General features: G+C 42.3%; 15 protein-coding genes. 9 read left to right on the top strand and 6 right to left on the bottom strand.

The genetic code is table 11. The features are described from left to right. Positions 1–5 precede the first annotated feature (5 nt). Complete coding sequence (locus tag U0035_RS02135) at positions 6–422, top strand: nucleoside-diphosphate kinase (RefSeq protein WP_114792537.1); 417 nt, start codon at positions 6–8, stop codon at positions 420–422. Between the two features lie 67 nt (positions 423–489). Here the strand turns inward: U0035_RS02135 and U0035_RS02130 are convergent, their stop codons facing one another. From U0035_RS02130 to U0035_RS02120, 3 genes are all read right to left on the bottom strand, one after another. Continuing rightward, positions 490–2,346, bottom strand: a complete 1,857-nt coding sequence (locus U0035_RS02130) for a phosphoenolpyruvate carboxykinase (GTP) (protein ID WP_114792536.1) — start codon at positions 2,344–2,346, stop codon at positions 490–492. Between the two features lie 228 nt (positions 2,347–2,574). Next, the gene (locus U0035_RS02125; protein WP_114792535.1) at positions 2,575–3,354 is read right to left on the bottom strand and encodes a GLPGLI family protein; all 780 of its coding nucleotides are present in this window, start codon (positions 3,352–3,354) and stop codon (positions 2,575–2,577) included. A gap of 46 nt (positions 3,355–3,400) precedes the next feature. Then, a complete protein-coding gene (locus tag U0035_RS02120) occupies positions 3,401–6,136 on the bottom strand; it encodes a TonB-dependent receptor (RefSeq protein ID WP_114792534.1) in 2,736 nt (911 codons plus the stop codon). Between the two features lie 323 nt (positions 6,137–6,459). Here U0035_RS02120 and U0035_RS02115 point away from each other — a divergent pair, with 323 nt between their 5' ends. Continuing rightward, positions 6,460–8,010 carry a sulfatase family protein gene (locus U0035_RS02115; RefSeq protein WP_114792533.1) on the top strand — a complete coding sequence of 517 codons (1,551 nt, stop codon included), beginning with the start codon at positions 6,460–6,462 and terminating at the stop codon, positions 8,008–8,010. A 60-nt stretch (positions 8,011–8,070) separates the two neighbouring features. After that, positions 8,071–8,673: an HD domain-containing protein gene (locus tag U0035_RS02110; protein WP_114792532.1), complete on the top strand. Its 603-nt coding sequence runs from the start codon at positions 8,071–8,073 to the stop codon at positions 8,671–8,673. 111 nt (positions 8,674–8,784) lie between these two features. On the opposite strand, the gene U0035_RS02105 is transcribed toward U0035_RS02110, so the two are convergent. Next, positions 8,785–9,291, bottom strand: coding sequence for a SixA phosphatase family protein (locus U0035_RS02105; protein WP_114792531.1), 507 nt, complete (start codon positions 9,289–9,291; stop codon positions 8,785–8,787). A 543-nt stretch (positions 9,292–9,834) separates the two neighbouring features. Here U0035_RS02105 and U0035_RS02100 point away from each other — a divergent pair. The 3 genes from U0035_RS02100 (at position 9,835) to U0035_RS02090 (ending at position 14,426) form a co-directional block, all read left to right on the top strand. Beyond that, entirely contained in the window at positions 9,835–12,177 is a 2,343-nt protein-coding gene (locus tag U0035_RS02100) for a TonB-dependent receptor (protein ID WP_114792529.1), read from the top strand. Continuing rightward, positions 12,158–13,345, top strand: coding sequence for a PepSY-associated TM helix domain-containing protein (locus tag U0035_RS02095; RefSeq protein ID WP_114792528.1), 1,188 nt, complete (start codon positions 12,158–12,160; stop codon positions 13,343–13,345). Before U0035_RS02100 ends, U0035_RS02095 begins: the two co-directional genes overlap by 20 nt. Before the next feature lie 628 nt (positions 13,346–13,973). Further along, positions 13,974–14,426: a hypothetical protein gene (locus tag U0035_RS02090; RefSeq protein WP_114792526.1), complete on the top strand. Its 453-nt coding sequence runs from the start codon at positions 13,974–13,976 to the stop codon at positions 14,424–14,426. 82 nt (positions 14,427–14,508) lie between these two features. On the opposite strand, the gene U0035_RS02085 is transcribed toward U0035_RS02090, so the two are convergent. After that, complete coding sequence (locus U0035_RS02085; protein ID WP_211316518.1) at positions 14,509–17,367, bottom strand: alpha-L-rhamnosidase; 2,859 nt, start codon at positions 17,365–17,367, stop codon at positions 14,509–14,511. Between the two features lie 390 nt (positions 17,368–17,757). Continuing rightward, positions 17,758–18,090 carry a hypothetical protein gene (locus U0035_RS02080; RefSeq protein WP_114792524.1) on the bottom strand — a complete coding sequence of 111 codons (333 nt, stop codon included), beginning with the start codon at positions 18,088–18,090 and terminating at the stop codon, positions 17,758–17,760. A gap of 725 nt (positions 18,091–18,815) precedes the next feature. On the opposite strand from U0035_RS02080, the gene U0035_RS02075 reads away from it, so the two are divergent. The 3 genes from U0035_RS02075 to U0035_RS02065 all read left to right on the top strand — a co-directional run bounded on the left by U0035_RS02075 (position 18,816) and on the right by U0035_RS02065 (position 21,400). Continuing rightward, a complete protein-coding gene (locus tag U0035_RS02075) occupies positions 18,816–19,268 on the top strand; it encodes a hypothetical protein (protein ID WP_114792522.1) in 453 nt (150 codons plus the stop codon). A 188-nt stretch (positions 19,269–19,456) separates the two neighbouring features. Further along, a complete protein-coding gene (locus U0035_RS02070; RefSeq protein WP_114792521.1) occupies positions 19,457–20,212 on the top strand; it encodes a helix-turn-helix domain-containing protein in 756 nt (251 codons plus the stop codon). 27 nt (positions 20,213–20,239) lie between these two features. Beyond that, positions 20,240–21,400 carry an FAD-dependent oxidoreductase gene (locus U0035_RS02065; RefSeq protein ID WP_114792520.1) on the top strand — a complete coding sequence of 387 codons (1,161 nt, stop codon included), beginning with the start codon at positions 20,240–20,242 and terminating at the stop codon, positions 21,398–21,400. Positions 21,401–21,485 lie beyond the last annotated feature (85 nt).

Genomic DNA, 21,485 nt, shown 5'->3' with positions numbered 1-21,485 from the left:
AATATATGAGTAACCGTACATTTACGATGATCAAACCTGACGCTATGGAAAATGGCCATGCAGGAGCTATTTTAGATCGCATCACTAAGGAAGGATTTAAACTGGTAGCGCTGAAATTAACCCAACTTTCTGCTGAAAAAGCGGGTGAGTTTTACGCCATACATAAAGAAAGACCCTTTTTCGGTGAATTAGTAGCATTTATGAGCCGCGGGCCCATTATTGCTGCAATCTTAGAGAAAGAAAACGCGGTAGCCTCTTTCCGTGACCTGATCGGAGCTACTAACCCTGCAAATGCAGCAGAAGGAACTATCCGTAAGGTATTTGCAGAATCTATTGAAGCAAACGCCATTCATGGAAGTGACAGCGACGAGAACGCAAAGATCGAAGGCGATTTCTTCTTCAATCATTTTGAAAGAGTATAATTGAAGTAAAACATAATAAAATAGCCCGCGGTTTAAACCCGTGGGCTATTTTATTATAATATATATATTAGGCCTGTGCTGCTTTCTTCTGCTTTTTATTAGACCTCCAGAGATTAGACAATAGAAGCTCCCTGATAAAAGTCATCTCTTTAGGCAGGCGATCATATAGTTTAAAGAACAATTCATCCTGCGATGCAATTTCTTTGATCCAGAGATCCCTGTTAATGCTCATTACATTTTCGAAATCGGTCTCCGTAAAGTCCTCCATACCGCGCCAGTCGATATGTTCATATTTAGGCATCCAGCCCAAAGGCATTTCCACTCCTTTCGATTTACCGCGAGCTCTTTCTACTATCCATTTTAATACCCGCATATTTTCACCGAAGCCCGGCCACAGGAATGAACCATCTTCTTCTTTCCTGAACCAGTTGACCGAAAAAATACGCGGAGGTTCGGGTATCTGTCTTCCAAAATTCAGCCAATGTCCGAAATAATCGCCCATGTGATAGCCCGAAAAAGGTAACATAGCGAACGGATCTCTGCGTACTTCGCCGATGTTTCCAAAAGCTGCGGCAGTCATTTCCGACCCCATGGTGGCGGCCATATAAACACCAAAAGACCAGTTAAAAGACTGCATGATCAACGGTACTACAGAGTTACGGCGTCCACCAAATATAAATGCTGAAACAGGCACACCTCTGGGATCATCAAACTGATTATCTATGGACGGGCATTGGGCTGCGGGAGCTGTAAAGCGCGCATTAGGATGGGCTGCTTTGGTTTCACTGGCCGGTGTCCAGTCATTGCCTTGCCAATCAATAGCGTGGGCAGGCGGAACCCCGTCCATACCTTCCCACCAAACGTCACCATCGTCGGTAAGCGCCACATTCGTAAAAATAGTGTTGGCGCTGATGGTTTCCATCGCATTCGGATTGGTTTTGAAATTAGTACCCGGAGCTACGCCAAAAAAACCTGCCTCCGGGTTAATGGCATGCAACCTTCCCTGTTCATCTGGTTTGATCCAGGCAATGTCATCGCCTACGGTAGTTACCTTCCAGCCTTCATCGGTAAAGGCTTTGGGCGGTATCATCATCGCAAAGTTGGTTTTGCCGCAGGCCGATGGGAAGGCTGCGCATACATAATCCTTTTTGCCATCGGGAGACTCTACGCCTAATATCAGCATATGTTCTGCCAGCCAGTTTTGTTCACGGGCCAATGTAGATGCGATACGCAGCGCCAGGCATTTCTTACCCAATAAAGCATTACCGCCGTAACCAGAACCATAACTCCATATCAATCGCTCTTCCGGAAAGTGAACAATATACTTGTCTTTAGGGTCAGGAGAACAGGGCCACGGCACATCCTGCTGCCCGCCAGTAAGCGGCATTCCTACCGAATGTAAACAATGAACGAACTCCCGGTTACCCATTGCTTCCAGTGCTCTTGCCCCCATACGTGTCATAATGTTCATGTTGACCACAACATAAGGAGCGTCGGTTATCTGTACGCCAAACTGCGAAATAGGGGAACCTATCGGACCCATACAAAAAGGAATGATATACATGGTGCGCCCCCGCATACATCCGTCCAGCTTAGGCTCCAGTATTTCTTTCATCTCGCGCGGCGCCATCCAATTATTGGTAGGCCCCGCATCACCCGGCGCTAAAGAGCAGATATAAGTGCGGTCTTCTACTCTTGCCACATCGGAAGGGTGTGAACGGGCCAGGAAGGAATTAGGTCTTTTTTCAGGATTTAAACGGATCAAGGTCCCAGTCTCTACCATTTCATTGCATAAGCGGTTATATTCTTCGTCAGAGCCGTTGCACCAGTAAACCTGTGATGGTTTACAAAGCTCAGCCATTTTACTTACCCATTTTTTCAGTTCAGCGTTAGTTAGGTTTATCGGCGTATTAATATGCTTCATATAGCTTTTAAAATGAATTTTATGAAAGCTACAAATGTATATGCTCGGCGAAGATGGGTTTAAGTTTTTGCTTAAAGAGTATTAAACGAAGAAAACATCTTGTTAGAAATTGTTCAATAAAATCATAATCTGCAAACAAAACAAATGTTAGGGTGTTGAAAGGATTGTCTTTTTTGAATATTTTTTAAAAATATGAAAAATCGATATAGCAAGCCCCAGACTAAGGAGTTACAGGTCCATAAAGAATTGCACCCAGGGTGAAGTGAGATTAAAGTCTTTTAGCATTTTGGAGGTAACCGCATTAAAGTCTTTATTGTTGGTTACAATATTTTTGCCCTGAACCGGCAATTTCCATTTGTCGGGTGCCGTGTCAAAGCCGGTGACGCTGGTAGCAAAAATAGTAATGTGCTGATGTGGAATGGCTAATCCCAAAATCATCCCGGGCAAACCATTGAAAGACTCAGGCCCACCCCTTGATAGTATTTCGTCGGTATAAAAAGCAACTACATAAATGGAATCAAAAAATAAAGCGTTGGCACGGTGACATTGATAACCCGCTATCTCCCTCGTCTCATCCGTTAATTTCCATTTGATTTTCTTCAACGAATCTTTTACAAAAAAAGATTTCTCAAAAGCCTGCTTTACCGTTGTAACTTCCGCCCGTTCAAAATCGCTGTATACCTGGTTTTTGTAAGCAACAGGAATGGCAAAGGTTTTTGAAAAATCGATATCAGGATTTACAGGCTGATAAAGACTATAGTTATTATTAAAAAAGAGATCAAAGCTATCTTTCCAGAACTGGGGCGATGTACTGCGGTATTTCTGCATAAAAGCAGGTATCTGGTCTTCAGGCACCTGCTTAGTCTCGCTGAGAAAAATATTCATTGCAGCAAATGTGTTTACGTTACGCTCGTATCGGATTTTGCCACTATTGATGAAGGCTGCATATTGTGCATGCACGGGAAACGAAGAAAAGGACAGAAGAATATATAGTGCAATTTTTTTCATGAATTTGATTTGGGTAAGTGATAGCAATTGATACAGTTATCAGCACCTATTGTTTAAGATTATTAAATTTTGTAAAGCTCCAGGTGGCACCGATCATAAAGAACCGGCGGATAGTGCTATACCGGTTCTCCGAGAAAAAAGTATTGGTGGCTGTTCGCTCATAACCATTATTCTGGTTTAGAATATCATTGCAGGAGATCTTTACCGTGAGTTGATCGTTCTTTAAAAGATTTCTGCCGATCCATGCGTTCCAGATGGTGCGGTTAAAATCATTGGCAAAAGCCTGTGTCTTTTCCTGCCACAGGTATACTGCATCGGTATGCAACTGGAACTTCTTCAGGAAGTATACATCTAACGAAGGGTTAACAGTAGTAAAAAGGTAATTATTCTTTGTTTCGGGCTGTAAAGATGACTTATTGATGGTGTAGCCAATCTGCGCCAATAAGTAAAAGGAATAACTTTTGAATTTTGTTTTGTGCAACTCAACAGCAAAGGCTGACGTATTATAGTTGAGTTTGTTGATCTCATTATTAATAGGGCTGTAAGAAGTTCCCCCGCTAAAGTTCAGGCCCACTCCTGTTTGTATATCTACTCCTTTAATTTTTTTAGAGTAATAAGTATTTAGATAATAGTTATTATTCGTATACCCATCCATATTTACAAAGCGGTAAGTATAAGCGCCTGAAGGATTTACTAAGATAGATTGGGTGATAGGGTTGGAAGTAAGTGTATAATTGAAATTAGCTCCGTAATAGACATTTGTTACAATTTTGCTTGCATAGAAGTAACCGTTAAAGCTGTTATTGAAACTGTTTTCCAGATGGGTGTTTGTCTCATAAGTAGTGAGCTGGGAATTATTGTACCTAAAGGGCATCAGCTGGTTACGTGCCGGATTTTGCGATGAGCCGTTGTAACTGATGTTAATGGCTTTGTAATTGCTGAATTTATAGTTAAAGCTGGCGCTGGGGTACCAATTGGTGAAAGACCGGTTCAGCTGAAGCAAGGTATAATTATCTTCGATATCCATAGTTATCCGCTTTACATTATTGCCTATTTTAACGGTCATTTTCTTGAAGGCATAATTCAATGCCGCGCCAGCCTGGTTGCCCCAAACCGTTGCATTCATCTTGGTACTGAAAGCCGTATCAATCACATCACCGGAGGGATGATCAGCCAGGTTAAAAGATCGCTTATCGTCCCTGTTGTCCTCGTTATTAAAAGTGTAGTTTACTATCAAAGATAATTTTGAGGTCAGGGGTTCTGTATAGTTTACATTCAAACTTAACGTACGCCAGTCATCATTCATGATTCTCCTTAAATGCAGAAGGGCCGAGCTGTCCGGGTTATTGTTTATGTCAAAGAAATTGCTGTTGGATCGGCTCTCCCCTTTTGAAGCATCGCTGGAGAAGTTGTTCCTCGAATAAACGGAAATAGTTCTCCCGTATTTCTTCAGCTTTTTCTCCCAGGACAGATTCAGGTTTAACGTATTGATATCATAATCGTTAAACCCTGAGCTGGTATTATCATACAGCCGCGTGTTATCGCCTCTGAGGTTGTTCGTACGACTATTGTTGGAGTTTTTACTGTTACTGATAGTACCATCAGCGAAAACCGTAAAAGTAGAAGTGGTATCAGATTTTAGAATGTATTTAGCATTGGCTTTATGACTAACGCTCGAATTATTAAAATTACTGTTGGCGTTACTTAGTATCAATCCTGTAGGAATATTATTTTGTGAATTGGTCACTTCCTCCCCTTCCACATCCAGGAGATTTAATTTATAATTACCGTTGATAGACTCTTTATCAGTATTCCATTTTTTATCATAGTGTACGCCTCCCGATATGGCTTTAGGTAAGCCCTTTCCTGAATAGTTTTCTCCACCCTGGTCATCGTCCCCGATCTTTTCTTTATCTGCAGAACCTAATCCTGTACGGCCAATATTACTTACAGTTCCATAAGCGGACATCCGCCTTTTGCCTTTAAAAAGATTGGCTACGCCCTGCGCATTGTACCGCCCGTTAGTACCCGCTCCGGCTTCGGCCTTGCCAAAAAGGCCATGATTTTTATCTTCTTTTATTTTCAGGTTAATGGTTTTGTCTCTCACGCCATCTTCTATACCTGTAAAAGCCGCGGCATCCGATTTTTTATCAAATACCTGCACTTTATCAATCATGTCAGCACGGAGGTTGCGGGTAACCAGGGTTGGATCATCACTAAAAAACTCTTCTCCATCTACCAAAACCTTTTTTACCTTTTGTCCCTGTGCGGTAATATTACCAAACTGGTCAATCTGTAAACCCGGTAACTCTTTTAGGAGATCTTCCACAGAGGCATTAGGCTGAACCCTGAAGCTATCGGCCAGGTACTCGGTAGTGTCTCCTTTTATTTTTATAGCAGCCGCCTTGGAGGAAACAATCACCTGCTCCAATAACTTTTCTTTGGGTATCAGGCTCACATTATCCATATTCAATATGCCTTTAATACTATTTTTCATGTCTACCTTATGAGAGTAATCTACGTACCGGGGGTAGGTAAAAAACAAAACGTATTGTGCGGTGTCCGACAGGTTTTGAAAAGAGAATTTACCCTCTCTGTCCACGCGGGTATCTTTCAGGATAAAAGAATCCTTTCCGTTCAATAATACCACACTGGCATTGAGCAGGTTGATACCCGAACTGGTGTCTTTCACAGTACCGGTAATGGCGGCTTTTTGGGCAAAAACGGGCAGGCAGGCGCTTAAAACAAGCGTTAAACTCAGCAAGATGTACTTATATAGCATATTGGTTATGTAGCAGTTCTGACAAGTCAGTTAACTTTTTAGAAAGCGAAATTAGAAAATATCATGCTGGATTTCACCATTTGGTGAAATTTGGCCCGGAGCACCGTCATGTAATATCTTTTTTAATACAGATGGCGGCTTTCCTTATGTGTATCGTTTGAGCCAGGTAAAAAGTTACAAATAAAAAGCGCAATCGTTTGCACCTGTCTGAGGCGATAAAACAATATTTTTAGAATTACATTTGTTTTATCGCTTGTCTTGTATCGACCCAACTATTAATTGGTAGTTATAAATTTTTATTCACTCACGAAGTATCCGGCCTAATGTTTACAATAAATAAGCAGATCCCGTTAATAGCAGGACTATTGTTATCCTCCTTTTTTTCCTATAGCCAACATCATGTAAAACCACAAAATGTTATCCTGATCATCGCTGATGATATAGGCTACGGTGATCTAAGTTGCTATGGTGCAAAGGCTGTTCATACACCCCATATCGATCAGGTGACTAGAAAAGGCCTGGTTTTTTCAGATGCCCATACAACTGCATCTACCTGTACCCCCTCCCGTTATTCGATTTTTACAGGTGAATACAACTGGCGCAAAAAAGGAACAGGAATTGCAACAGGAGATGCGGGAATGGTGATAAGCCCCGAGCAGTTTACCATGGCTGATATGTTCCGCCAGGCTGGTTACACAACCGGGGCTATCGGCAAATGGCACCTGGGCCTGGGAGATCAGCAAGGAGACCAGAATTGGAACGGCTTCATTACCCCCGGGCCTGTAGATATTGGATTTGACTATTCCTTTCTGATGGCAGCTACCGGCGACCGGGTACCCTGCGTTTGGGTAGAGAACCAGCGCGTAGCTAATCATGATGCCTCTGCACCTATTGCGGTAAGCTATAAAGAACCCTTCCCGGGCGAACCCCTGGGTAAAGATCGCCCTGAACTGCTTACTAAATTAAAGCCCTCACCGAATCATGGACATAACCAGGCGATTGTTAATGGTATCTCCCGTATTGGTTACATGAAAGGTGGCGGTAAAGCATTATGGCAGGACGAATATATTGCGGACACTATTGCCGCAAGAGCAACCGGTTTTATTAAAAAGCATACAAAAGAACCCTTCTTCCTTTATGTGGGTACCAATGATATTCATGTTCCCAGGTATCCACATCGCCGTTTTGCGGGAAAAAGCGGCATGGGATTCCGGGGTGATGCGATCCTCCAGTTTGACTGGACTGTAGGCGAAATTATAAGGACTTTAAAAGAGAACGGTTTGTTCGACAACACGCTCCTTGTTATCAGCAGTGATAATGGCCCGGTGATAGATGACGGCTACCAGGACGGAGCTGAAGCATTATTAGGTGATCATAAGCCATGGGGACCCCTGCATACCCGGGGCGGAAAATACAGTAATTTTGAAGGCGGTACCCGGGTGCCGTTTATTGTAAGCTGGCCCGCCCACGTAAAAAGCGGAACATCCGGGGCGCTTATTTCCCAGGTAGACCTTTTGGCATCTTTTGCGGCATTAGTAGGGCAAAAACAGCTACCCGCGCAGGTTACAGACAGCCAGGACCAGCTTAAAGCCTTGTTAGGAACCAGTAATACAGGCAGGCAATACATTATAGAATCATCCACATCACTCTCTGTTTCTGATGGCGAATGGAAATATATTGCTCCTAATGCATCTCCTGCTTTTTATGAATTAACCCGAACCCAATCGGGCAATGCTTCTGTAGATCAATTGTACCACCTCAAAACGGATTTGGCGGAAACCAGGAACCTCGCCGATGAAAAACCGGAAAAAGTAGCCGCATTGAAAACACTGCTTTTAAAGGAAAAGGAAAAGGGATACCAGAGAGATCGCTAGTCCCTGAAAAGAGAGTGGTTATTGTACAGGTTGTTTTGCAGAGCCCTATCTTTACCGGCTATGGATGAGCAGTTAATTTTAGACGCCGTAAGAACTTATGTGTACCGGGAATTTTCGGGTGAAGGTACGGGGCATGATTTTTTTCACCTGGAAAGGGTCGTAAAAATGGCATTGCGAATAGCCCGCCAGGAAAATGCGAATCTTTTCCTGACGGAGCTGGCTGCCTGGATGCATGATGTGGGAGACCATAAGCTCAATAATGGAGTGGACCGGTCTGAAGAACAAATAACAGCGATGCTGAATCAATTGAACGTACCTGAGCATGTAACTTCACAGGTTACAGCCATTGTTTCCCAGGTTTCTTTTAGCAAGGGGAAAATAGCGGAGACCATCGAAGCTAAAATTGTACAGGATGCCGACAGACTGGATGCTATTGGAGCTATTGGATTAGCCAGAGTTTTTGCTTTTGGTGGCAGCAAACAAAGAGAGATTCACAATCCTCAACAGCCGGATCAGACCACCCTCCAACATTTTTATGATAAGCTGTTGAAGCTAAAAGATTTGATGAATACGGCAACCGCTAAACAAATTGCTTTGGAACGGCATGGTTACCTGGAAGCATTTTTGGAGCGCTTTTATAAGGAATGGAATGGAGAGGCCTGAGCTCTTTAATAAAGGAGAAATGCTTTTAAACAGGATTTTGAAAATACTTATCGGGCTGGTAGCCTGTTTTTACATGAGCTGCCAGTAACTACAGATGAAAGCAATCCCTATTCAATAGGTTAAATGGATCAGGTCTACCAGTTCAGTACCTTTTAGCAAAAGGATCCAGATATTATCAAATTTGGTTTCCGGTAAATCTTTGTACCCCTCGCTTTGGGTGAGCCGGTTCAATATTAAAGGAACTGTATTAGAATGCCCTGCAAATAACAGGTTTTTCCCTTTTTGATTGCGCACCAGCGACCAGATTGCTTCTGTATCCATGGGATTATAGTTTACAACAGATACACCAGTCTGAGCGCTTAAAACGCTCACGGTTTCCCTGGTTTTATAAGGTGTGCTGTAAATCCCATCGATACGGGTTTTTGAGAATGTTTTAGCCAGAGCGGCGGCCCTGTTTTTCCCTGCCTCTGATAAAGGCGGGTCTTTTGACCCGTCATCAGCTTTTTCCGCATGACGTATAATAAATACTTTAGTAATGGAATCTTTTTGAGCTGCGCCCGTTCCTGCTGTAAAAAGCAGGATTAGAATCAATGGGAAAGCCTTTTTTAATAGATTCATTTATATTGAAGTAAAAGTTGAGAAAACTTTATTTCGCCGGTCTCAGCCTGTCCTACTACGCTATTTTGATTTTTACCGTCTGATACGAAGATAACTTTCAAAAACAAATAAAGCCGGTTCTGGTCTTTCAGCGATGATATAGAAGCAGTGGCCGGTGGTAAGTTATTTACTGTAATTGGTACAATAGACAATGTCGCAGCAAATGGTGTCTCCTTTATTGTTATCGATAGTTTTAATAGAGGTGTTGGGCTTAATTTATTGATTATTATTAAATAATAGTAAATATTCAAAATGCTTCTATTGAAGTCCCGGCTCAAGATAAAGGGATACAAAAAGTTACCGCCACTGCAACCAGGTCATAAGTGAAATTTCTTCAAAAGTTTAGAATCATTGTCTGCAAAGGCGATGCTTTTCGCCCCAATCCGGTGATTCCGGTTTGATAATGTTCTACAATGTCATTTTAAAATTTCCGCATTTCGTAAATGCTTATTTCAGCGGTTCGATACCTTCGGAAAATTTTTTAAGAATCTTTAAATCACTTTGATGAAACGATCTGGGTTTAGGTACCAATGGATGATGTTATTTGTTTTGATGATGGCGGGTAGTGCTGCTGTAGCTCAGTCGGGAACTGTAAAAGGAAGGGTAATCACCAGCGATAACCAGCCAGCCCCCTATGTAACAATTACCCTGGTAGGCACCAGCAGAAATGTGATCAGTGATGAGGCCGGTTTTTATACGCTCAATAAGCTACCGGCCGGCGACTATGAACTGGAAGCTTCTTTTGTCGGTTATGAAACTTTGAAAAAATCAGTTACCGTTAACTCCGGACAAACTACGACTGCTGATTTTCAGATCAGTATATCCAATAGCCAGTTGCAGGAAGTGATTGTAACGAATTCCAAAAATAAATTTGTTTATAAATCAAGCGAATACGTAGCACGTATGCCGTTAAAAAACCTGGAAAATCCGCAGGTCTATAATGTTGTTGGCCGTGCTTTGATACAGGAGCAGTTGATTATTGAACGCACCGACCTCTATCGCAATATACCCGGCTCTGTACCCAATTTCTCCGCAGGAGGATCGATGGGTTTAAGCATGAGAGGTTTTTCTACCACCATTGGTATGAGAAATGGGATGGCTACCAGCGCCATTGTGCCGCTCAACCCTGCAATTCTTGAGCGTATAGAGTCCATCAAAGGGCCATCCGGCACGCTGTTCGGAAGTAACCGGAACGTAACTTTTGGCGGTGTTTATAATTACGTGACCAAACGCCCTTATGAAGAATTTGGCGGCGAGATCAGCGTTGCCGGCGGTAGCTTTGAATTTGGCCGCGTAACAGCAGACATTAATACACCTATCAATAAAGAGAAAACCGCCTTATTCCGCATCAATGCTGCTGCACAATCGGAAGGAAGCTTCCAGGACCAGGGATTTAATAAAAACTATACCATTGCTCCTACTTTTTCTTACCAGGTGAACGACCGGCTGAAGTTGACACTGGATATGGAAATGACGCGTGGAAATTATACAGTTGTTTCATTTGGAATAGGTAATACCACAGCGCGCAATTTCAAAGACCTGCCACTTGATTATAAAAAATCATATATCAACAACAGTATCGATGTAAATAACGGTATCAATAATATACAGGCACAGGTAGAATATAAAATTTCCGATCAATGGAAATCACAAACCAATTACCTGTACTCTGTTGGTTATTATAAGAACCTCTACTGGACTGCTTTAAATATGATCACCGACTCAACTGTCAGCCGTGTGGTGCGAAACCAAACCCCGGAAACTTTTGGCAATATAGAAGTACAGCAAAATTTTATAGGAGATTTTAAGATCGGTTCTATTCGTAACCGCATGGTAGTCGGTATTGATTATAACCATAACTATAATGATCTGTATCGTGCCACCGTTAATTTTGGCACTATTAACTTAAACCGGCCGGTACCCGGTATGAGCCGTCCTGCCATTGACTCGATTTCATCCGGGCAGGGTTTTATTACTACGTCAACTGTGGCTAAAAATGCCAGTATTTATGCCTCGGACGTAGTCAATATTACAGACCATCTATTAGCCATGCTAAGCCTGCGGGTAGACCGCTATTCCACCAAAGGCACTTTTAACGTGTTAACGGGTTTGTATACGGGGGCTTATGATCAAACATCATTATCCCCTAAGTTTGGATTGGTATACCAGGTTATTCCAAACAAATTATCCGTATTTGGTAATTATATGAACGGTTTTGTAAACCTTCCGCCGACACCACAGCCGGATAATACGATCCTGGTATTAAAGCCGCAATACGGGAACCAATTGGAGGGCGGTGTAAAATTCGACTTATTTAACACCAAATTGGCGGGAAGCGTAAGCGTATATGATATCAGCGTTACCAACTCGACTCGCAAAGAAACAATTGAAGGCAAAGAATTCACCTTCCAGGACGGCACTCAGCGCAGCCGCGGTGTGGAAGCCGAAGTGATTGCCAATCCTATACCCGGTATGAATATTGTTGCGGGCTATGGCTTTAACGAAAACCGTTACCGTAACGCCCCGGCAGCACAGCAGGGTAAAAACGTGATTTTTAGTCCTAAAAATATCGGTAATCTCTGGGTAAGTTATACCATACCCGAAAACAAAGTAAAAGGATTAGGTTTTGGCGCCGGTGTGAATTATGTGGGAGACTCCTGGTACGATGGGGCAAATAGCTTTAAGGTTCCCGGCTACACATTATTGAGCGGGTCGGTATTTTATGATACACAGCGATACCGTTTTGCGTTGAAAGGGAATAACCTTTCCAACGAGCGTTACTGGAATAATAACGGAACGCCGCAAAAACCATCAAATTTTATAGCCAGTGTCTCGTTCAAACTCTAAAAGCCGGTTTAAGAAGATTATTCAATGGTTTCACCTCTGGCTCGGACTGGTGTCCGGGCTGGTGTTTTTTATTATGGGGCTCACCGGCGCGATTTATGCCTACCAGCCAGAGTTGTCCAGATTGACGCAACCCTATCTTACTGTACAAGAAGAATCCCGTGCCTACCTGCCTATTTCCCGGTTAAGTGAAATCGCCGCAAAGCAATTACCGGGTAAAAAACCTACAAGAATTATTTATTACGCCAAAGATCGTGCGGTAACTGTACACTTTATTAAAAGAGGTAGTGATCCCTATTATTGGGCAGTATACCTGAATCCATACAGCGGCGAGGTATTAAAAACCAGCAATACGGAGACCGAGTTTTTCCGGTTTATTTTACGTGGTCATATGTATTTATGGCTACCGCAACAAATAGGTAAAGTAGTGGTAGCTGTTTGTATGATTCTTTTCACTGTTATTGTAATCTCCGGACTTATTCTTTGGTGGCCGCGTAACAAAAATGCCCGGAAAAGCAGCTATACCGTTAAGTGGAACGCGTCTCCGAAGCGTTTGAACTATGATCTGCATAAAGTGCTCGGTTTTTACGCCAGCTGGGTGTTGTTTTTCATTGTTGCCACAGGCCTGGCCTGGAGCTTCGAAAGCGTCATGAAAGCCGAGTACTGGTTATTTAGCGGTGGTAAGGAAAGACCCACGCCTCCCAAATTCGTTTCCGCAAACCCCGGAGTAAACACTGACGGACCGGCGCTTGATCAGATACTTCAAACCGCTACACAAAGTTACCCCGGTGTTGAGCATTACCAGGTAAGGTTACCCGATTCGGATAGCGCTTCTGTCAACGTGATCATGTATTTAAAAGAAGGTAAATATGCTCCTGCAGATAACCTGTATTTTGACCAATATACCGCCCGGCGTTTTACCGCCTCTAACTGGGGATTATACAAAGACGCCAATGCCGGTGAAAAAGCGAACAGAATGACCTATGATATTCATACAGGTGGTATTGGCGGGTTTGCGGGTCGTACCCTGGTATTCTTTACGGGTTTAATAGCCGCCTCACTTCCTATCACAGGATTTTACATCTGGTGGGGTAAAAAGAAAAAGAAGAAGAAAAAGGCCGTTGCAAAACTAAGGATCATTCAAAAGGCACCAGAGCGGGAACTAGTGTAGCCCCGGATAAAATTCAGATTTATTGCCCTGAATTCCAGCGTTCCTTGCAGGATTGTTTTTGTTGGCACAACTAAGTACAAGACGCCAAGAATTTAAAATGATAATGAAGCAAAAATTGGAATAGCACCGGGTTAATATAAATGCCGTAGGCCTATTTATTGAAATATGTTATTAGAATTAACGTTTATGCCGTAGCGGCTGCCTGTTTAAAAGCTACGGGAAGATATATTGTGTTGTAAGATCCATCGCCAATGAAATGGAACAGGCAATGGTTGCGTACCTACGGCACGTAAAATATTTGTAACCATTATGAGGCTATAACGAGGTTGCTCCTATGGAGCAACGGCATTTAGCTAAGATTGCCTCAAACCATATCCGGGAATGTGATGCCATCTCGATTTTAGTTTTAGCTGTACTTCTTTTATAAATCATTTCAAGTCTATCCCGGAAACCCGCCTGGCCGGCCGGCAGGTACCCGGGGTTTAGCAGATACCCTGCTTTTCGCCTCGACAAAACTACCATTCACCGGTAATACTGTTACTATTCATCCTTTTGCTATTGACCCAGGGCATCTCCTCATTGTATGTTTGTGAAACAATTAATAACTACAAACAACAAAACAAATACAATGAAAAATTTAATCTTATCTGCAGCGGTTCTTTTAACTGTAAGCTTTAACGCCAATGCTTCAATTGCTGAACCGGTGGTGAACGAAAAAGCGCAGCAAACTTTTGTAGCTACTTTTAAAAATGTAAATGATGTTACATGGAGCAACACCGGCAATAACTATGAAGCTTTTTTTGAAAACGACGGTATCAAAACACGTGTAACTATTGATACGAAAGGTAAGTTATTGCAAACCATCCGGTATTACAAAGAGGAGCAGCTTCCTTCCAATGTTCTTTACCATGTAAGAAATGATTATAAGAATAACGAAATACACGGGGTAACAGAAGTGAGCAATAAAAATGGTGTTCACTATCGCATTGTTTTGAAAGACGCTGAAAGCTATACGCATATCAATGCTAACCAGGCTGGTGATACCGCCTTAGTTGCGAAATATGCACGAGGGGATAAATAAGCAACCGTCATGGTTTTTATATATACAAGAAAAGAGGAGATAGAGGTCTCCTCTTTCAGTTTCAGCTTAAGACATTAAAGTACTACTCAGGAGTAGCGAAACCAGTGACTTCAAACTGATATTTACCCGATCCTAAATCCGCTTCCACCCTATTACTGACATCTGAGCTTTTCAACATTATATCATTCTTTCCTTTTACACGAACAGAGCCAACGGAGCTGGCAGGTATCAATACTTTTGCTTTTGTATTAACAGGTATAATTATATCCATTATCAGTTTGCCGTTTACTTTCTTCCAGGATGACTCAATTTTGCCATTTATGGAATGATAGGATGCCTTCACATAGTTGATGCTGCTATCGGCTATTTCAGGCCGTATAATGATTTTTTTAAAACCCGCCGCTGCGGGTTTTATACCGGCCATATATTCAAACATCCATTCATTTACCGAGCCGAAGGAATAATGGTTGAATGAATTCATGCCTGCATTATTCTCGAAACCTTTTTCTTTGATATAACTATTCCATCTTTCCCAGATAGTAGTGGCTCCATTTATCACTTCAAAACCCCAGGATGGATATTCTTTTGATAGTAGCAGGTGGTAGGCCAGCCCTGTATGGCCCGTTAATGAAAGTGCCGGCAGCAAAGGTTTTACACCCAGAAACCCGGTAGCCAGTTTCCAATCATTTTCGTTAAGTAAGCCGGCAAGACTATTACCAGCAATCTTTATGAAATCGGCAGGTAGCAATCCCATATAAATGGCATTGGCGTAGGCTGTTTGGGTATGTCCGTGAAACCCTTTCTCCTTGCTATATTCCACATAACCGGTTACATCCCCATAAATTTCAGGATTTACTTTAAAATTGCCGGCCCCGTCGGTATAATGTTTTACAAAAGCTGCCCGGATCCGTTGCGCATTTTGTTGTAGTTGTTGTTTGTCCTTGTCGGCTCCAATGGCAGCCGCCATCTCTTCCATCAGCTTGCTGCAATAGAAGTAATAAATAGAAGCCAGCAGGTCGGGTGATGTTTTTTTTCCTACAGACAACCAGTCTCCAAATCCGCCTTTAGGCGATATTTCTTCAAACGCCCTTTCTTTGAATAAATGGTCTCCCCCTGCTTTTTGGTCCAAAAAACTCATAAAACGTTTCATGCCGGGCCAATACTTTTTAATAATGCCGGTATCACCATAAGCCTGGTACATTTCATAGGCACAAATGATTCCGGCTTCCATCCAGCCTGGCGAATAACTGTCTGTTGATCGTATGGCTGATAAGCCGTTTACCGTAAGCGGCATGGGTGCGTATATGGGATAGGCGCCATTGGGAAACTGCGCATCATTCAGATCCTGCAGCCATTTTAGAAAGAAAGCTGAGATATCATTATTATAAATGGCAGACCGTGTATAAACCTGTGCGTCACCTGTCCACCCCAGGCGTTCATCTCTTTGAGGACAGTCGGTAGGGATATCAAAATAATTAGACCGCTGGGTCCATACAATGTTTTTATAAAGCTGATTGATCATGGCATTATCCGTTTCCATGGTTCCTGCACCGGGTGTTGATGAGGTTAATACCAAACCTTTAATGGTCTCGATAGTCGGCTGATATTTTAATCCCGCGATCTCTACGAACTGAAAACCATGATAGGTAAACTGCGGAGACCAGGTTTCCATATTTTCATCGCCCTTTATTATGTAGGTATCGATAGCTCTTGCTCTTCTCAGGTTTTCGGTCATCAACCTTCCATCGGGGTGTAACATTTCTCCATAACGGATAATGATGCTATCACCCGTTTTCCCTTTCACATTCAGTCTGATGATGCCTGAAAAATTCTGACCAAAGTCTACAATATACCTGCCATTCCTGGCTTTCGTAATTTTCTTTGCAGTAAGGGTATCGAATATTGCGACAGGATTTCCGGGATATACCTGTAACTCCCTGTCAGCTTTGTCAGCGTAAATTGTAACGGGTTTCCAGTCTAGCATATTAAACCCCGTTTGGCTCCAACCTTTTACTTCACGTCGTGCGTCATAGGTTTCCCCATTCAATATATCTGTTTCCCGTAAAGCACCGTCACTGGCTTTCCAGGAGCCATCTGTTGCTATTATCTCTCTTTCACCGTTATGATATTCCACCCAAACACTTGCTCTTAAAAGCGGCGTGTTCCCGTAAAAGCCACGTACCTGCGGACTGCCTACTAACAATGCATAACCCACGTACCCCGCATACCATCCCGGCGATAGAACGGCACCCAAAACATTATCTCCCGCTTTAATGTTCTTTGAAACATCATACACCTGGTAATAAAGTCTTTTATTATAGTCTGTCCAACCGGGTAAAAAATAATCACTACCTATACGTGTACCATTGACATAAAATTCGTTTAGGCCTAAAGAAGTAACGTATAGCCTGGCACGCTTAATACCGGTTTTTAACCTCACTTCCCTTCTCAAGTAAGGCGCAGGCGGCAGGTGATAATCTTTATTAGTATTTAAACTGTCCAACTCAAATCCTATCCAATCAGCTTTCCATTCCAGCTTATTGAAAAGTCCAGTTTCCCATGACGCTACTATACTCCAGGGACCGGCATTCCGATCTTTATCCCAGCTACGCACTTTCCAATAGTATATACCGGCTGAAAAAAGTGGCTTACCATTGTAAGCAACCTGGTTGGTTTGATTGCCTTCTGTTTTACCGCTATTCCAGATATCAGGAGTTTCATTGTTGAGTAACGCCAATGAAGATGCTACCATCACCTGGTAGGCGGTCTGCACCTGGTTGTTTTGATTGGATACCAGCTCCCAGCTGAGCATGGGAATTTTGGTGTCAATAAATGGATTTACTTTGTAGTTACACCGGAGATATACCGGCTTTATATCTGATAATGCCCATACGGGGCTGCATAATAAAAATGCAAAGAGCATGTTGATTGTCCTTTTCAAACCTTGTCATTATTTTTTTGTTTTTTCGAATACCCGACGGCTCTTCATATACAAAGTGGGTTTTTCGTTTCCAGGTTTTATATCGTGTTACGACAATTATCTTCATGTGATGCATGTATGTTGACGCAATTGTTCAATATTTTCAACCTGCATTACCCGCGAGATCTAAAGATTGAGGCATCATTATGATGCAGCTTTAACAACCCGCCTTGAGCATCTCCATCGGATAATATCCCACAAAGACCCAGGCATATTACAGTCAAAAATGTAGAAAATAATACCCTTTCAGCCGATTGTTTGATCAGCTTGTTCAGGGACAACATTTTTGCAAGCATCGTTACAGGTCAGCAGCCTGTTAGATCATTCAAATTTAAGGAATTAGCGTGAGAGTTATTTCTTTTTTACGAGTTTGCATACGGCTTCATTCTTTTTATTATTATTTCTTCTACGCACGGGCTTTTGAAACTCCAGTGGCAACCCCCTCCCGGTTCCATAAAGAAATGCCTGAAAATTGTCACTGATAGATGCTGGTGCCAGAGTATCGTGACTCATCTTTCCACTCTTTAAAAAACGGTAAGAAAGCTTCAATAATTTATGTTGGTTCCACAGGCGCATATATTCTTCTTCTGCCTGTCTTAACTGCTCTCGGAGCAAATAAATCTGTTCGTCTGGTGCCACAAAGTTGGGTTTATAATAGTGTAACAACTGTGCGTATCCTTGCATATAATCGTTCCTTTTTTGACAACGAAACCGATCAGTATTACCGATACATTAAAATAATATTACCAGGTTGAATCGCTGCTTCAAAGCTGATAAAGCGATAGACTTTTCATACCGGCAATATTAATAAACACCGCGAAGCTAAGCAGTGGTTGTGCATTCCAGGATTAATTTTATATTATCATATTGTTTACTGGGTGCTTGATGTCTGCTGGGGTCTAATACTTTATTGGGAGCTTTAGGTAATAATGGATATGCAGATCCCGCTTTTAAAGTAGCGACTCAAAAAAGCTATTCCTCCTGGGACGGTGGCTCGCTAATGGCGCTACCACACTATATGAAACATGGAAAATTGAAACAGCAAGGCTTTCCCGTAGTCGTATTATGTTCGGAGAAACCAGTGCATGGTTCTATAAAATCCTGGGAGAAAGCAAAGTAGATGAGCAAAACCCAGGCTTCCGTTCGGTAATTATTAAACCCTACTTTCAGGTTTCTTTTGCTTTTATCTGTTGTCCTGCTTCAACCGTTTAAAAGTACCTCCTGATTTTTGGAGGCTGGCAAGGCACTCTGATTTGCTTAAATGAATATTGTCCCATGCTTTTCGCCTCGACAAAACCGCTATTCGCCGGTAAAACTGTTACTGTTCATCCTTTTGCTATTGACCCGGGGCATTGGCTCATTGTATGTTTGTGAAACAATTGATAACTACAAACAACGAAACAAATACAATGAAAAATTTAATCTTATCTGCTGCGGTTCTTTTAACAGTGAGTTTCAACGCTGCCGCTTCAACTCCGGAACCGGCGGTAAACGAAAAAGCGCAACAAACTTTTGTCGCTACTTTTAAAAATGTAAATAATATTACATGGAGCAACGCCGGCAATAACTATGAAGCTTTTTTTGAAAACGACGGTACTAAAACACGTGTAACTATTGATGCTAAAGGCAGGTTATTGCAGACGATCCGTTATTACAAAGAGGAGCAGCTTCCTTCTAATGTTCTTTACAATGTAAAAAGAGATTATAAGAATAACGAAATACATGGTGTAACAGAAGTGAGTAATAAAAATGGTGTTCACTATCGTATTGTTTTGAAAGATAGCATCCATTATACCCATATCAATGCCAACGATGCCGGCGACACCGAATTGGTTACAAAGTATACAAGAGGCGACCGATAAGCAACCATCGGTTTTATATATACGAGAGGAGATCAGTCTCCTCTTTTTTATTTGCCCAGTTACTGCGGATCATCCATTGAAATATTCATTTAACGGCCGGTTCAACAGGGTTATCGGGCTTCTCCCGGTTTTATCTTTACTTTAGCTTACAAAAGTATTGGTATGCCTTTTTATTTACCAGCACAATTATGAGTAGTGATCTCCAATTCCGTTTACAGCGGCCCGATCCGTCTGTCGCAGCGTTCGTAGAAAGTTTTTGGGAACTGCGTAATCTTTCTAATTGCGATAAAGAAATTGTTGTTTTACCCGATGGACGGGCAGATCTTACCTTCTTCCGGTCTTCCACTGATCTGTTCCGTATTATACGATCAGGTATTGAAACCTTTCCGCAGCAAGCTATACTTAAAAGCCAGACAGTGATGTTTGCGATAAGCTTTAAGCTTCCTGCAATAGAATACCTGTTTGGAGATAGCATCGCCGGTATATTAGACTATGCTCAATTCCTGCCCACTGATTTCTGGGGTTTTAACGAAACTATTTTAAATGATTTTGATCTCTTCTGTCAAAAAGCTACCCCATACATACAATCGCTATTACCGGCCGAAGTAGATCCCAGGAAAGAGGAACTGTTTGAGTTACTGTATAGCACTAAAGGCGACATATCTGTAAAGACATTATCAGAGAAAGTGTATTGGAGCAGCCGGCAGATCAACCGCTATTTTAATGACCGGTTTGGTCTCTCTGTAAAAAATTACTGCAATATCCTCCGGTTCCGTGCCTCATTTGAACATATCAAAGAAGGGAAATTATTTCCGGAACAAAATTTTGCCGATCAGTCTCATTTTATCCGTGAAGTAAAAAAGCTTTCCGGTGTTTCTCCCAAAGAATTAAACAAAAATCAAAACGGCCGATTTATACAATTTTCTGCTCTCGGGCTAAAGTAATTTGCATCGTATTTTAAAAGATGCATTATGTTATTGGATAATAAACAAGTTGCCATTGTTGGCGGCGGACCTGGCGGACTAACTTTAGCTAAGCTCTTGCAATTAAAAGGTTGCCATGTAAAAGTATATGAAAGAGACCTGGACAAAAATGCCCGGGTGCAGGGAGCGCCGCTTGATCTGCATGATGAATCAGGATTAGCAGCTTTAACAAAAGCCGGGCTCCTTGACGCATTTAAAAATAACTTTCTGCCTGGCGCTGACCGGGAGAAGATAATGAATGAACAGGCTGAAGTATTTTACAGCGACCACGAAATAAAGCCCGGGAGCAACTTTGGGCATGCGCATTTCCGGCCCGAAATAGACCGGGGCACATTAAGGAAGATTTTGCTGAACTCTTTAGAACCCGGTACCGTAATGTGGAACAGCCATTTTATTGGCATGAAGCCCCGGAATACTGGATGGCAGCTGGAATTCAAAGATGGGAATATAGTTGAGGCAGATGTGGTCATTGCTGCAGACGGCGCCCACTCAAAGATCCGGCCTTATATCACCGATAGTAAAGCTTTTTACTCAGGCATTACCATGTTGGATGGAACTATTGAGAACGCCCGGCAAAATGTACCTGTTATTTACGCTATGCTGAACGGAGGCAAAATAATGGCGTTCGGTAATGAGAAAAATATCTTGATGGGACAAAAAGGCAACGGTGAAATAGGATTTTATTTAAGCTTTAAAGCAGACCCCGACTGGGTTGTGAAGAGTGGCCTGGCCTTTTGGGATAGAACCCAGGTATTTAACTGGTTTAAAAAGGAATATGCGGGATGGAGTAGTGTATGGGATGCATTACTGAATCATACGATTCTGCCCTTTATACCCAGGCCGATTTATTGTATCCCCCTGGACCAGACCTGGAATGCATTGCCCAATCTTACGATGCTGGGCGACGCAGCGCATGTCATGCCGCCTTTTGCCGGCGAAGGTGTTAATATGGCTATGCTGGACGCACTTGAACTAAGCCAAACTGTAACATCAGATAAGTTCAGTTCCTTACAGGAAGCTATTTCGTATTACGAGATCCATATGCGTAAAAGAGCTGCTGTTATGGCGAAAGAATCGCTTGATAACGGTGAGCGAATGCATAGCAAAGAAGCGCTTACCACCATGCTTGGTTTTTTCAACAGCTACTGATTATCTTAAGATCAACTACCTGTTGATCAATCGCCGATTTCTTAATATCGTTTGGTATCAAAAAAAGAAAGGTCTGTAGAAAGAA

This window comes from Niabella yanshanensis (assembly GCF_034424215.1).
GTDB classification, from domain to species: Bacteria; Bacteroidota; Bacteroidia; order Chitinophagales; family Chitinophagaceae; genus Niabella; species Niabella yanshanensis.
This window is presented reverse-complemented; position numbering and strand designations above follow the sequence as displayed.